The following is a 13,763-nucleotide window of genomic DNA, read 5'->3' as shown; positions in this document are numbered from 1 at the left end:
GCACTTGACGTGGGCGTTCACGGTGAAGATGCTGGGGTTTCAGGGGGACCGCGGGGTTCCGGTACGGGTGGCCGCCACGGCCATTCCCGCCACCCGGCACCGGCCGGCAATCCGTGCGTTCACCCGAAGGAACGGCCTTCGCCTCTCAATTCCCCGACCTCGGATGAACGCCGCACAGGCGATCGGATATTCGTACTGCGGCCGGCGCGATCCGTAATGGACGGCAGAGCTGCCTCTTCAGGAGAGGGGCCCTAGAATGAGCGTTCTCCAGCGTCCCCGGCGATCCGGAATGCGCGCGCACGGGCCATTGCTCGCCGCGGTGGCGGTGTCCGGCGTGGTCGGCGTCGTCGCGCTCGCCGGGCTGCTCGTGGACGACCGGGTGCTCACCGGCGAGCCGATCTGGCTGAAGCCGTTCAAGTTCTCGGTCTCCGTCGCGCTGTACACGGCGACGCTCGCCTGGATGCTTTCGCACCTGCGGCGAGGCCGCCGGTGGGGCCGGTGGCTGGGCACCGTGATCGCGGCCATGGTCGCCGGGGAGCTGGTGCTGATCACCGTGCAGGCGTTCCACGGCCGGATGAGCCACTTCAACGTCCAGACCCCGCTGGACCGCCTCGTGTGGAACGGCATGACCGCGATGGTGGTGACCCTGTGGGTCGCCAACCTGGTCATCGCCGTCCTGCTGGTCACGCAGCGGTTCGAGGACCTCGCGATGGCGTCGGCGATCCGGCTCGGCACGGTCGTGTCGCTGGCCGGCATGGCGCTCGGCTTCTCCATGACGACGTCCACCCCCGCGCTGGACTCCATGCGGAGCGGCGTGGGCGACGGCATCACCGGCGCCCACAGCGTGGGAGTGCCCGACGGGGGGCCCGGCCTGCCCGTCGTCGGCTGGAGCACGTCCGGGGGCGACCTGCGGGTGGCCCACTTCCTCGGGATCCACGCCCTCCAGGCGATCCCGCTGATCGCCGTGGCGCTCGGCGCGCTGGCGCTCCGGACGGCCTGGCTGCGCCCCGAGCGGGTGCGCGTACGGCTGGTCCGCACAGCCGCGGGCTCGTACGCAGGAGTCGTCGCCGTGGCCGCCTGGCAGGCGCTTCGGGGGCAGCCCCTGACCCGCCCCGACGCGGCCACCCTCGTCACGTTCGTGACGCTTCTGGAAATGACGGCCGCCGCCGCCGCGGTGGTGCTGTGGATGGGGCGGCGAGACGCGGCGGGTGCCCCGACGAGTGCTCCGGAGGAGACGATATGTCCGTCGACGCCCCCCTCAGTTACGGCCAGCTCTTCAGCTGGCGAGAGATAGAGAGGTACCCGCAGGACTGGATGCGCGACGCCAACCTCCCGACGGCGTGGGACCTGCGGGGCCTCCCGCTGGACCGGGTGCTGACGGCGCTGCGGCTGCTGGTCGACCGGCACGAACCGCTGCGGACGACCTACCACGTCCAGGACGGGCAGCCGGTGCAGCGCGTCCACCCGGCCGTCACGTTGCCGATCGAGCGTGTCGACCGCGTGGTCGCCAGCCGCGAGGTCCCGGAACAGGCCAAGGACGAGCTGGCCGCCATCGGGTTCCCGATGACCGGCGCCCTGGGCTGGCGGGGGGTGCTGGTCACCACCGACGGCGCCCCGGTGTTCCTCGCGCTGTCGTTCTCCCACCTCATCCTCGACGTGTGGTCGATCCACCACCTGCAGGACCAGTTCCGGGCCCTGGTGGCCGACCCGCGTGCCACCGCGCGCATGGGGCCCGCGCCCCGCGAGCTCGCGCGGCGGCAGCGGAGCGGCGGGGTGTGGCGCGAGCGGCAGGAGAGCTCCGAGCGGTACTGGCGGCGCGTGCTCGCCGACGGGCTGATGGACGGGCTCCCGACGTTGCCCGCGGGCGTGAAGCGCAACCGCCTGGAGGCGACGCTGCACTCGCGCCGGCTCGGCGGCCTCGCCTCCGAGGCCGCCAGGCGGCTCGGGGTCACCGCGCCGTCGGTGGTGACTGCCCTGATCGCCGCGGGCCTCGCGCGGTACACCGGCACGGACCGGGTCACGCTCAGCCTGATGGCCTCGAACCGGTTCGCGCCGGAACACCAGGACATCGTCAGCACGATGAACCAGCTGATCCCGGTCGTCGCCACCGTGGACCACGCTTCCTCGCTCGCCGAGCACATCAAGCGCCTGCACTGGGCGGGCGCCCGGTCGTACCGCTACTCCTGCTACGACTTCGACCGAGTGGCCGCGATCGCCGCCGAGGTCGGGGCGCGGGAGGGCAACGGCCCGTCCCACGACTGCTGGGTCAACCACCTGTTCCGGTGCTGGATCAACTACGTGCAGCTCGACCGCCAGCCCTCGGACCCGGCCGACCAGGCTCCGGCCGAGCTGCTGTGGACCCCCCTGGCGCAGCAGTACGGGCAGCCCTTCCGCGTGCGGGTGTCGGTCCAGGGCGGCCGCACCAGCGTCCTGCTGCTGGCGGACCCCACCGTCATCCCGGCCGAGGGGATGATCGACATCCTGCGCGGCCTGGCGTTCGGCGCGCAGCTAGCGGCGACCGACCCCGAGAGCAGCCTGAAGGATCTCTGGAGCGTCCGCGGCGAGGACCTCCCGCCGTCCCTGTTCCCCCAGGAGATCGCCACACCGCCGAGCTAGAGGACCCCGGAAAGGGCCCGTTCCGGGCCCTTCCCGGTCAGACGAGGACCTCGGCCGGGGTGGGGTGGCTCAGGAACGCGGTGGGGCTCGCGGTGAGGCCGTACGCGCCGGCCTGGAACAGCACGATGAGGTCCCCCACCTCGGGCATCGGCAGCGCCACGTCGTCGCCGAGCAGGTCGAGCGGGGTGCACAGGCAGCCGACCACGGTCACGGTCTCCTCGGCGGGGTCGTCCATGCGGTTCCCCACCGCGATCGGGTAGTTGCGCCGGATGACCTGGCCGAAGTTGCCGGACGCCGCGAGCTGGTGGTGCAGCCCCCCGTCCACGATGACGAAGGTCTTGCCGCGCGACACCTTGCGGTCGACGACGCGGGTGACGTAGACGCCGGCCTCGCCCACCAGGTAGCGTCCCAGCTCGACGACGATCCTCGCCTCGGGCAGGCGGGGGCGGATCACCCGGTCGACCAGCTCGGCGAGGTTCTCCCCGATCGGTTCGAGGGCGAGCGGCCTGTCCCTGTGGGAGTACGGGATGCCGAAGCCGCCGCCGAGGTTGACGTACCGCACCGGGCCGGGCGCGGCCCACGCGAACCCGAGTACGAGCTCGGCGGTCCTGCGCTGCGCCTCGCAGAGGCTGTCGGCGTGCAGGTTCTGCGAGCCGGCGAACACGTGGAACCCCTGGAAGTCGAACTCCGCGCCAGCCAGGCTCGCGAGCACCTCGGGCACCCGCTCGGAGTCGACGCCGAACTGCTGCGGTCCTCCCCCGAGCCGCATCCCGGAGCCGCGTACCGTGAAGTCGGGGTTGACCCGCAGCGCGACCCGGGCCGGGACGCCGAGGGCCCTGCTCGTCGCCCGCACCCGGGCGATCTCCAGCTCGGACTCCAGCTCGACGGTGACGCCCGCCGCGACCGCCTGGGTCAGCTCCTCGACGGTCTTGCCGGGTCCGGCGAAGCTGACGCGGCCGGGGGGCACCGGGGTGTCGAGCGCGTGCCGCATCTCCAGCGCGGACGCCACGTCGAAGCCGTCGACCAGGCCGCTCATGTGCTGGAGCAGGGCAGGCATCGGGTTGGCCTTCACCGCGTAGCTCAGCTCGATCTCGCCGGGCAGCGCGGCGCGCACGGCGGCGACCCGCCGGCCGATCAGCTCCCGGTCGTAGGCGAAGAACGGCGTGCCACCCACCCGGGCCGCGAGCCTCCCGACGGGGATGCCGCCCACGGTCAGCGAGCCGTCGTGCCTTCCGGACCATCCGGACGAGCGGCCGGGCATCACGGCACCATCCGGCGCAGCTCGCCGCGGTCGAACTTGCCGTTGCCCGACCTCGGCAGCTGAGAGAACACCGCCACGCGCCGGGGGACCATGTATCTCGGCAGGTCGCGTTCCAGCGCCTTCATCAGCGTGCCGGTGTCGCAGGCCTCCCCCGTCGGTCCCGTGACCGCGAGCACCACGTGCTGCCCGAGCTCCTCGTCAGGTACGCCGAAGGCCACCGCCTCCGACACCAGGCCGGTGGCGTACGCCGCCTCCTCGACCTCCGTGGGGCTCAGCCGGTACCCCGACGTCTTGATCAGGTCGTCGGTGCGCCCGACGAAGTACAGGAAGCCGTCCTCGTCGCGGTAGGCGACGTCGCCCGACCACACCGCGATCTCGGCGCGCGAGGCGCCGCCCCCCGGCGGGTACGGACGGAACCGCTCGGCGGTGCGCTCGGGGTCGTTCCAGTAACCGAGCGACACGAGCGCGCCGCGATGCACGATCTCGCCCTCCTCGCCGGGGTCGCAGACCGAGCCGTCCGGCCGCACCACCAGGACCTCCGCGTTGGGGATCGCCTTCCCGATCGAGTCGGGCCGGCGCCCGGCCTCGGCCGGGTCGAGGTAGGTGGAGCGGAACGCCTCGGTCAGCCCGTACATCAGGTACGGCTTCGCCTCGGGGAAGGTGTCGCGCAGCCAGGCCAGGGTGGTCCCGGGCATGCGCCCGCCGGTGTTGGCGAAGTACCGCAGGCGCCCGGTGGCCTCCTGCGGCCACTTCCTGGTCGCGAGCTGGAGCCACAGAGGCGGCACGCAGGTCAGGCCCGTGACGCCATGCCGGGCGCACAGGCGCACGACCTCTGCGGGCGTCAGGTAGTTGACCAGCACGACGTGCGCGCCGGCGACGAAGGACGTCGTGAGCTGGCTGAACCCGGCGTCGAAGCTCAGCGGGAGTACGGCGAGCACCACGTCGTCGCGCGTGTGCCGAAGGTAGGCGGCGACGCTCTCCGCGCCGGCCAGCACGTTGCGGTGCGACAGCACGACGCCCTTCGGCGAGCCGGTGCTGCCGGAGGTGTAGAGGATGGCCGCGACGTCTGCGTCGATCACCCCGTCGCCGTCCCCGTGCGCCGGCTCCCCGGCCGCGCAGAGCCGTTCCCACGTGGTGGCTCCGGGCCCCGGATCATCCCCGTCGCCGATCAGCACCAGGTGCGGCGGCGACTCGCCCGCCTCGATCCGGGCCCCCAGCGTGCGGTGACGCTCCCAGGTGGTGACCACCACGCGGGCGTCGCAGTCGGCGACGACGTACGCGACCTGCCTCGGCCTGAACAGCGGGTTGACCGGGACGAGGACCCCGCCCGCCGAGGACACGGCGAGCATCGCGACCACCGTCTCCACGCGCTTTTCGAGGTAAACGACGACCCGCTCGCCGCGGCGGAGCCCGAGGCGCCGGAGGCCGGCCGCGGCCAGGCCGACGCGACGGGCCAGCTCGCCGTAGGTGAGGGTCTCGTCCTTGAAGGTCAGCGCCGGGCGATCGGGGTCGCCGCAGCGCAGCAGATCATCGACCCGGGTCAGCATCCGCGATCCTCACGCCTGCTTCTCATTTCGACGCCACCAGCACGGAGAGCGCCCGCCAGAGCGAGCCGACGGTCGCGAACGTCTCCTCGTCGAGGATGTCGTCGGGAAGCTCGATGTCGTAGCCGTCCTCCAGGGCGACCAGCAGCTGCACGACGCCCATCGAGTCCAGTCCGAGACCCGCGAGGTCGTCGAACGGCGAGAGATCCCCCGAATCCGCATAAGGCAAATGCGGCCGCAGGATATTCTGGAACTCGTGAGGTATTTCTATTTCAACCATGGTCATCGTGCCACCTCACAGTGAGGGCCGAGCGCATCAGGCGACCTGGACAAATGTCGCCCCCGCCCACCCTCACCGAATGCACGGGCCCGGTCAAGCCCGCCGTGCATTCTGAAAGGACCGGTCCGGTGGCAGGTTGTCACGTTCCTGAAGATGCCACCGCGCCGTCGTTGTAACGCCCTGCAGAAACGCCAATTCTCAATCGCATTCAACTATCCTGAGAAGCGCTGTCGATCCGACGACCGGTGAGTCGCACCGCCGGCGAACGGCGCAATCGTGCGGAGTGGGTGTCGCGACCGACTGTTGGAGGCTGAGTTGTCCGCTGCCAAGAACGCCAATCTCTGCTGGGGCCAGCGTTACATGTGGCTGAGGTACCACCAGCTGCCGCCGCGGGAGCGACACGAGACGCACATCGTCCTGCACCTGGAGATGCCGTACGACGTCACCGTGGCGAACTGCAGGGCCGCGATCAACTACCTGACACGCCGGCACGAGGCACTGCGCACCACATATCACCTCGACGGCGGCGACCCGCAACAGCGCGTGCATTCTCCGGCCGCTCTTCCGGTCATTCACGTGACCACGGAAAAGGATGGCACGGCCGCGCCGGGCGAGGTCGTGGAAAAGCTCACCACCACCGAATTCGACCTTTCCACGGAATGGCCCATCCGCGCGTGCGTCATCACCACGGCGGGCGTTCCCCGGCAACTCGTCCTCGTGCTCAACCATCTGGCGGTCGACGTCTGGACCGTCCGGCAGATCAAGCGCGAGCTCAAGGTCCAGTGCGCCGGGTTCAGCTCCCGGCGGCCCGCCTCCCTGGAGCCGGTTCGCCACCAGCCGATGGATCTCACCCGGTACGAGTCCTCGCGCGCGGCCGCCGCCGTGGCGGAAGACGCCATGGCGTTCTGGAGAGAGGAGATCTCGAAGCTGCCGGCCGACACGTTCGCCGCCAGGCGCGTGCCCGGCGCCGAGCCCACGGCGCGCGGCGCCACGCTCACCTCGCCGTCGATGCTGGACGCCAGCCGCCGCATCGGCGCCCGGCACCAGGTCTGGCCGTCGCTGGTCCACGTGACCGCGTACAACATGCTGATGGCCGCCTACACCGGCAGCGGCACGGCCGGCCACCTCTCGTTCACCAGCAACCGCGAGTCCAGCACGTACTCCGACGTGATGACCTGCATGTTCTCGCCCCTGCTGCTGCGGGTCGACTGTCACGACGACCCCACCTTCTCGCAGCTGCTGCGGCGCGTCGCGCAGCACTTCGAGCGGGCGCAGGCCCACTCGTACGTCCCCTATGACGAGGTGGTCGAGCTGGTGTCCCGCGAGAGCACGCGGCGCGGGCGGGCCGTGCGCGTCGGGTCGGAGCTGAACTTCATCAAGCAGGCCTCCCGCGACTCCAAGGCAAGGCGCACCAAGTTCACCTGGGCCCCGGCCCCCACGGGCTGGGCGCTCCACGGCGGGGACACCTACTTCCGCATCGACGAGTGGCGCGACGCCGTCGTCGTCACGCTGAACGCCGTCTCCTCGGTGATGGACGCCGAGGCGATGGAGCGGTTCCTGCGGGGCTACGAGGCCGTGTTCCAGGCGCACGACGACCCGTCGGCCGACCTGCGGATCAGCGAGGTCGCCCGGCTGGCCGGCTTCGCGCCGCCGTCGCCGCCCGCCGGGGGACGGACGGCGGGCGCTGGGGACGACCTGGTCGACCTCGAAAGGATCGAGGCCGTGCTCGCCCTCCATCCCGCCGTCCGCCTCGCCGAGGTGTCCTCGGACGGGACGGGGCGGCTGGTGGCGCACATCGTCGCCGACCAGCCGGTCACCCCCGCGCGGCTCCGCGCGCACTTCCTCGGCCACCTCTACGACCACCACCCGGTGCGCTGCCCGGACCGGTTCCTGATCCAGGCCCCCGAAGGCGTCGCGGCGGGCTCCCCGGAGGCGGAAGGAGACGGGCGCGACGCCGAGCCCGCCTCCCCCATGGGCGAGGCCGAGCAGACCCTCGCGGCCGTCGTCCGCGAGGTGAACGGTCTCGACGACCTCGACCTGTGCGACAGCTACACCGGCGCCGGGGGAAGGGTCCTGCGGATCCCGCGCGTGCTGGCCGTCCTCACGGACCACGGGTGGGAGGGGATCTCCGTCCACGAGCTCACCAGTGCCCGGCCGCTGCGCGCGCTGGCCGGCCGGCTGACCCCGGTCGCCGCGACCGGGCCCGAACTCCCACCCCGGAACCTCGCCGAGGTCCCGCCGGGCGCCGGCGCCGAGCGTACGCCCTCCGGACCCGCCCCGGCCCGCTACCGGAGCGGTCGTGTCACGCGCCTGCCGGAACAGGCGCACCGGGTGGCCCCCGCCCTCGCCGAGGAGACCGTGCGGTGAGGACCCGGACCATCTACCCGTACCCAGAACTTGAGCAAGACGGAGTGGTTTCAGATGAGTGACGCTCTCGCAGGCAGTGCCGCCAAGGTCGTGAAGACCCACCAGCTCGTCGGGTCGGAGCAGGAGCTCCGCCAGGTGATCGACCGTGAGCTGTCGGCCGCCGACCTGGACAAGCTGGTGGTCATGGGCGGCCACTTCATGCTCTTCGAGGACGAGACCACCGGCCGGCTCGTGCCCGGGGTCATCGAGGAGCAGAAGTCCGACACGATGCGGCGCAGGATCTCCGGCCGCGTGGGGATCTTCCCCGGATACAGCTGGACGCTGTCGGTCGACCTGCTCACGTCCTACGCGGAGACGTGCGACGACGTGCGCCTGCTTCTGCTGATCAACGACTGGCAGTACGTGCCGACGGCGGGCCGTCCGGCGAGCGAGCTGCGGGCCGAGTTCTTCGAGGAGTTCACCCGGCTGCCCGCCGAGTACGAGAAGGTCCTGCGCAACTCCGGCCTCTCGCCTGAGTGCGTCCTGCCGAGCCGCAAGCACGCGCTGTCGTTCCCCGAGACGTGGCTGAAGTACCGCTTCCAGAAGGCCGCCGACAAGTTCGTCAAGCAGGGGCTGCTGGAGAAGCGCGTCCTCGACTCGGCCAGGAACGACACCGACAAGAAGGACACCGAGGTCGCCTTCCTCGACGCGGAGGGCAACTACCGCACGCTGATCAGCTGCGGCATCACCGGATGCGCGGGCGAGATCACCGAGATGATCTCGGAGGTCCACCGCGCCGGCTACCGGACCCTCGTGATCTTCGCGCCGGGCGAGTGCCTCGCGCCCGTACAGACCGGGGTGGACATCGCGCTGAACCTCTACCGGCTGCCGGGCATGGTCGTGGTCATCGCCGACCCGGGCGGGAGCGGCGAGATGTCGACCGACGAGATCTATTCGAAGCTGGTCACGGTCAGCACCTTCCGCAGCTGACGCGCGCGGCAGCGCAGGCGAAACACCGACGGTGACGGACGGGAACATGAAGGTCATCTATCTGGACAACTGCGCCACGACTCGCGTGGACGACGAAGTGTTCGACGCGATGCTGCCCTACCTGCGGGACGACTTCGGCAACCCGTCGTCGCCGCACGTGCTCGGCAAGCGGGCGCGCCGCGCCGTGGACTCCGCCACCGACTCGGTGGCGGCGCTGCTCGGCGCCTCGCCCGAGAGCATCGTCTTCACCTCCGGCGCGACCGAGAGCAACAACATCGCGCTGCTGGGGATGTTCGGGCACGCCGACCGCGCGCCGGTCAACGCGCTCTTCTGCCCGACCGACCACAAGTCGTCGCTGGCGATCGGCCGGGCGCTGGGCAACCGGGGCATCGACATCCGCACGATGGACGTGCGCCCGGACGGGCTGGTCGATCTCGCGGGGTTCGCCGAGCGCCTCGACGTCCACTCGCGGGTGGCGACGGTCGCCTGGGTCAACAGTGAGATAGGCACGATCCAGCCGGTCGCGGAGCTGGCCGCGCTCAGCCACGCCGCCGGGTGCCTGCTGCACGTGGACGGCGCCCAGGCCGCGGGCCGCGTCCCGATCAGCGTGGCGGGCGCGGCGATGGACACCCTCTCGATCTCGGCCCACAAGATTCACGGGCCGAAGGGCATCGGCGCCCTGTACGTGAAGCCGGAGATCCGCCGGCGCCTGCACCCGACCACCTACGGCGGCGGCCAGTACGAACTGCGCAGCGGGACGATACCCACCCACCTGGTGGTGGGCCTGGGGAAGGCCTGCGAGCTGGCGCTGCGCCGGCTCGACGCCGGCTGGGAGCGCGCCACGCGGCTGCGCGCCACGGCGCTGGAACTGCTCACCGCCCGGCTTCCGGGGGTGCGGGTCAACGGGTGTCCCCACGCGGGGGTGCCCCACATCCTGAACCTCGTCCTGCCGGGAGTGCGCGGCGAGAGCCTCGTGGCGAGCCTGCACTCGGTGGCGCTGTCCACCGGGTCGGCGTGCAACTCGGCGTCCCAGGAGCCCTCGCCCGTGCTGACGGCGATCGGTGTCTCCCCCGAGGACGCGAACAGCTCCATCCGCGTCTGCCTGGACCCTGGCATGGACGAGGAGGAGCTGGTGCGCGGCATCGAGCTCGTCTGCGAGCGGGCCGAGAGCCTGGCCGATGTGGTCGTGGCGATGCAGGGCGCGCGATGACCCTGGCCGCCGGTGGCATCGCGGCGCGCCCCCCGCGGGCAGGACGCGGCGCGCGCGATGACACCCGGTGGCGCCGGACGGACGCGGGCGCCATCACGTGAGGTTCGCGGAGAACCTGCGAGCCGCCTGGACCCCGGCCTGGAACCGGCTCGTCGCGTCGAGGTCGCGCATCAGCGTGGCGATGTGACGCCGGCAGCTGCGGACCGACATGCCGAGCTTGCGGGCGACGATCTCGTCGGTGTACCCCTTGGCCATCAGCCCGGCGATGGCCTGGAGGAGGTCGTCGGCCACGTTGGCGTAGCCGGACTCGACGCCCTCAAGGGGTGTCGCCCCGTCCCATAGGTGGTCGAACAGGTCCAGGAAGAACTGCGCGACCCCGTGGTTGTGCACCCGCGCGACGTTGGTCTCCCCGTCCGACAGCCCGAACAGGACGACCAGCGACCGGTCGAAGACGACGGCGGACCTCGGGATGTGGCTGGTGGTGCACACCGCGGCGCCCGCGTCCGTCAGCTTCTTGATCTTCATCCGGGTGGAGAGGTCCGCGCGGTCCCTGTGCTGGCAGATGATGCGCACGGTGATGCCCCGCCCGAGCAGCGGCAGGTAGGCCAGCGAGAGCTCCTCGGAGTCGCTCTTGCTCGACTGCAGGATGAGCACCTCGTCGCGGCAGGCGTCGCCCGCCATCTTGAGGAAGCCCCTGACCTCCATGGTCCCCACGAGGTACTCGATGGAGGTGGACCCCGAGCTCTGGCCGCCCGTACCGGCGTCGTCCTGCCGGAAGACGTCGATGCGCTCGCGGATCTGGTCGATCAGCTCGCGGCGCTGGTACATCTCGCGCTCGACGGAGGAGACCAGCGAAGCGGTCGCGACCTCGGGATCGACCGGCACGTACCGCCGGCCCACGGCGTTGTCCTCCGTCCTGAGCAGGCGGCTGGCGACGAGGTGGTCCACCGCCTCCTGCATCTCGTGGATCCCGATGCCGAGATCCGCCGCCGCCACCTCAAGGGCCTCGATCGAGCCCTTGCGCGCGGCATAGCGGTACACGTCCCTGACATGGTCGGCGCCGACCGGCGTCGCGCCGGCGAACAATGTGGCCATCGTCTTCATGAACTCCCCCTCATTGTCTTGTCACCTTCATCGGGACCCGCCCTTCCTGGAACGGCCGGTGAGCGACATACGGATGGCGGATCAGGTCAGCGTCCGGGTTCGGCGGCCGAACAGCACCAGCGAGAGGCCGAGCAGGAGGGCCGCCATCCCCGCCAGCACGGCGACCTGGAGGAGCACCGAGCCGATGCCCGTGCCGGGCTTCGACAGGGTGAGCAGCGCGTCCATGCCCCAGGCGTGCGGGAAGAAGTGGCCGATCGTGTTGAGGGGCTCCCCCGCGGCCTCCTTGGGCCACAGGCAGCCGCCCAGCATGCCGAGCACGATGCCGAGGGGCGGGCCGATGGCGGGCGCCTGCTGCGACGACTTCACCAGGCTGCCGACCAGGATCGCGGCGCCGGTCGCCACCAGCGCGAACACCCCGACGACGGCGGCTACGCCCAGGGGGTCCCCCCAGGAGACGCCGAACACGGCGCTGCTGACCACCATGATGAGGACGGCCTGAGCGACGGCCACGATGAACCTGCTCAGCGCCTCCCCGAACAGCACCGACCGCCTCCGCACCGGAGCGGTGAGGGAGCGCTGGATCATCCCGAGCCTGAGGCTCTCCGCGAGGGCGGCGGCGACGGCCATGGAGTTGATGAAGGTGAACAGCAGCAGGTTGGCCGGGGCCGTGTAGGCGAACCCCCGGGGATGGGCGCTCGTCGTGCCGGAGGACACCACGGCGACGCGGCCGGACTCGGCCTGCGCCTTGCGGACGTACTCCTCGGCCTGCTGCGGGGACGCGCCGGCCGTCCTGGCCGCCCGGGTGGCTTCCAGCACGGCGGCCACCTTCCCGACCGCGACGTCGACGGCGCTGCGCGCCGCCATGCCGCTGCCGTTCGCCTGGGTCATGACCAGCTCGAACTTGGTGGATCCCGGCGGGATCACCAGGCCCGCCGCCAGGGAGCCCTCCCGGACGCCCACCCGCAGGTCGTCCTTGGTGTCCACCCGTGTGATCGCGAGGTCGGGGTGCTTGCGCAGCTCGTCCAGGACGGCCCCGGTGACCGGGTCGGTGCCCTGGGCGACCACGCCGACGGGCAGCCGTGCGGCTCCCGTGGCGCCGCCGCCGAGCGCCATCCCGACGAAGACGATGGTGACGAAGGGCATGACCACCATGAAGAACAGGCCGACCCTGTCCCTGGAGTGACGGCGCAGGTTGGCGGCCACCAGCGCCAGCACAGGACGGGGCCGGAGCCGGTCCGCGATCGGGCGTGACGTCATACGAGCAGCCCCTTCCTGAACCCGAGGGCCGCGAGGCCGCTCGCCACCAGCGCGATGGCACAGAGGACGGCGATCGGCACCGCCACCGTGACCACGCCGCCGCCGGAGCCCGCGAGCCCGGTCAGCGCCGTCGAGGTCCAGCCGTTCGGCGTGAGCAGGGCGATCTTCTGCAGCACGTCGGGAAGGTTGTACATCGGCACGAGGCTGCCGCCGAAGAACGCCGCCACGAACGAGATGACCATGATCACCCCGTCGGCCTGGGCGTCGGTCTTGGCCCTGCTCGCCACCAGCATGGTGATCGCCGTGGCGGCGAGGACGTGCGCGACCAGCAGCGTGAAGACCGCCAGCGGGTCGCCCCAGGTCGAGCCGAAGATGAGCACGGAGGAGGCCCAGGTGACGCAGACGCTGACCACCGCCAGCGCGAACCCGACGGCCGCCTTGCCGACGATCGGCACCCACGGCCGTATCGGCGCGGCCAGCATCCGGTTGAGGGTGCCCTGCTTCCTCTCGGTGAGCAGGCTCCTGAACGACGCGCCCACCACGAAGAAGGCGAACAGCGCCGCCATGCCGGAGCCGTAGTACACCGACAGGTCGACCTTGCCGCCGGCCATGGGGTCGTTGGTCAGGGTGAGCGCGGGGCCCGCCGCGCCGTTGCGCTCGACGAACTCCTTGAGCCGGTCCGCGGGCACCCCGGCCTGCTGCGACGCGCGCACCGCGAGCGTGCGGGCGTCCACCAGCGCGGAGATGTGGTCGACGATGGCGTTGGCCACCACGCCGGCCAGCGGAGCCTCGGCGGAGGTGAGCACGTTGACCTTGCCGCCGTCACCGGCCCCGACGCTGCTGCTGAACCCCTGGGGGAACACGATCGCCGACCCGATGTCCCCGGCGTCGAGCGACTTCTGCGCCTCCTGTGCGCTCGGCAGGTCGCGGAGCGTCAGCGTGCCCTGGAGCTCCTTGGTGGACATCACCTCCTTGCGCACGCTCGCGGGGAACTCCCCGCCGTCCAGGTCGACGAAGCCCACGGTGGCCCGCAACGGCGGGTCGTCCCCGCCGAGTGCCAGGCCGAACAGGGTCGCCAGGGCCACGGGGACGACCAGCGCGATCACCAGGGCCGTGCCGTCGCGCAGACGGGCGCGCAGCTCCATGGCGCTTACC

11 protein-coding genes are annotated in these 13,763 nt (G+C 71.5%); 5 read left to right on the top strand and 6 right to left on the bottom strand.

The window, feature by feature from the left end; translation table 11 throughout:
- Window positions 1-256: 256 nt before the first annotated feature.
- Together ACOZ38_RS07890 and ACOZ38_RS07885 are read left to right on the top strand one after the other, a co-directional pair.
- Entirely contained in the window at window positions 257-1,294 is a 1,038-nt protein-coding gene (locus ACOZ38_RS07890; protein ID WP_424529447.1) for a hypothetical protein, read from the top strand.
- Window positions 1,240-2,616 carry a condensation domain-containing protein gene (locus ACOZ38_RS07885; protein ID WP_424529446.1) on the top strand — a complete coding sequence of 459 codons (1,377 nt, stop codon included), beginning with the start codon at window positions 1,240-1,242 and terminating at the stop codon, window positions 2,614-2,616. Before ACOZ38_RS07890 ends, ACOZ38_RS07885 begins: the two co-directional genes overlap by 55 nt.
- A gap of 37 nt (window positions 2,617-2,653) precedes the next feature.
- Here ACOZ38_RS07885 and ACOZ38_RS07880 read toward each other — a convergent pair whose 3' ends face one another.
- Genes ACOZ38_RS07880 through ACOZ38_RS07870 form a run of 3 tightly spaced genes read right to left on the bottom strand, consistent with a single transcriptional unit; the run spans window position 2,654 to window position 5,707 of the window.
- A complete protein-coding gene (locus tag ACOZ38_RS07880; RefSeq protein ID WP_424529445.1) occupies window positions 2,654-3,877 on the bottom strand; it encodes a pyridoxal-dependent decarboxylase, exosortase A system-associated in 1,224 nt (407 codons plus the stop codon).
- Entirely contained in the window at window positions 3,877-5,424 is a 1,548-nt protein-coding gene (locus ACOZ38_RS07875) for an acyl-CoA ligase (AMP-forming), exosortase A system-associated (RefSeq protein ID WP_424529444.1), read from the bottom strand. Before ACOZ38_RS07875 ends, ACOZ38_RS07880 begins: the two co-directional genes overlap by 1 nt.
- A gap of 22 nt (window positions 5,425-5,446) precedes the next feature.
- The gene (locus tag ACOZ38_RS07870; protein WP_424529443.1) at window positions 5,447-5,707 is read right to left on the bottom strand and encodes a phosphopantetheine-binding protein; all 261 of its coding nucleotides are present in this window, start codon (window positions 5,705-5,707) and stop codon (window positions 5,447-5,449) included.
- 309 nt (window positions 5,708-6,016) lie between these two features.
- Here ACOZ38_RS07870 and ACOZ38_RS07865 point away from each other — a divergent pair, with 309 nt between their 5' ends.
- Genes ACOZ38_RS07865 through ACOZ38_RS07855 form a run of 3 tightly spaced genes read left to right on the top strand, consistent with a single transcriptional unit; the run spans window position 6,017 to window position 10,247 of the window.
- Window positions 6,017-8,068: a condensation domain-containing protein gene (locus tag ACOZ38_RS07865; protein ID WP_424529442.1), complete on the top strand. Its 2,052-nt coding sequence runs from the start codon at window positions 6,017-6,019 to the stop codon at window positions 8,066-8,068.
- Window positions 8,069-8,122: 54 nt separating this feature from the next.
- Window positions 8,123-9,037, top strand: a complete 915-nt coding sequence (locus tag ACOZ38_RS07860; protein ID WP_405145053.1) for a hypothetical protein — start codon at window positions 8,123-8,125, stop codon at window positions 9,035-9,037.
- Window positions 9,038-9,083: 46 nt separating this feature from the next.
- On the top strand, window positions 9,084-10,247 hold the full coding sequence (locus ACOZ38_RS07855; protein ID WP_424529441.1) for a cysteine desulfurase family protein: 1,164 nt from the start codon (window positions 9,084-9,086) through the stop codon (window positions 10,245-10,247).
- A gap of 93 nt (window positions 10,248-10,340) precedes the next feature.
- Here the strand turns inward: ACOZ38_RS07855 and ACOZ38_RS07850 are convergent, their stop codons facing one another.
- The 3 genes from ACOZ38_RS07850 to ACOZ38_RS07840 all read right to left on the bottom strand — a co-directional run bounded on the left by ACOZ38_RS07850 (window position 10,341) and on the right by ACOZ38_RS07840 (window position 13,753).
- Window positions 10,341-11,351, bottom strand: a complete 1,011-nt coding sequence (locus ACOZ38_RS07850) for a hypothetical protein (protein WP_424529440.1) — start codon at window positions 11,349-11,351, stop codon at window positions 10,341-10,343.
- A gap of 81 nt (window positions 11,352-11,432) precedes the next feature.
- Entirely contained in the window at window positions 11,433-12,608 is a 1,176-nt protein-coding gene (locus tag ACOZ38_RS07845) for an ABC transporter permease (protein ID WP_424529439.1), read from the bottom strand.
- The gene (locus ACOZ38_RS07840; RefSeq protein WP_405145049.1) at window positions 12,605-13,753 is read right to left on the bottom strand and encodes an ABC transporter permease; all 1,149 of its coding nucleotides are present in this window, start codon (window positions 13,751-13,753) and stop codon (window positions 12,605-12,607) included. The genes ACOZ38_RS07845 and ACOZ38_RS07840 overlap by 4 nt, the downstream gene beginning before the upstream one ends.
- Window positions 13,754-13,763: the final 10 nt, after the last annotated feature.

Origin of the sequence: Sphaerisporangium viridialbum (genome assembly GCF_049674955.1) — a bacterium.
Lineage (GTDB): Bacteria > Actinomycetota > Actinomycetes > Streptosporangiales > Streptosporangiaceae > Sphaerisporangium > Sphaerisporangium viridialbum.
This window is presented reverse-complemented; position numbering and strand designations above follow the sequence as displayed.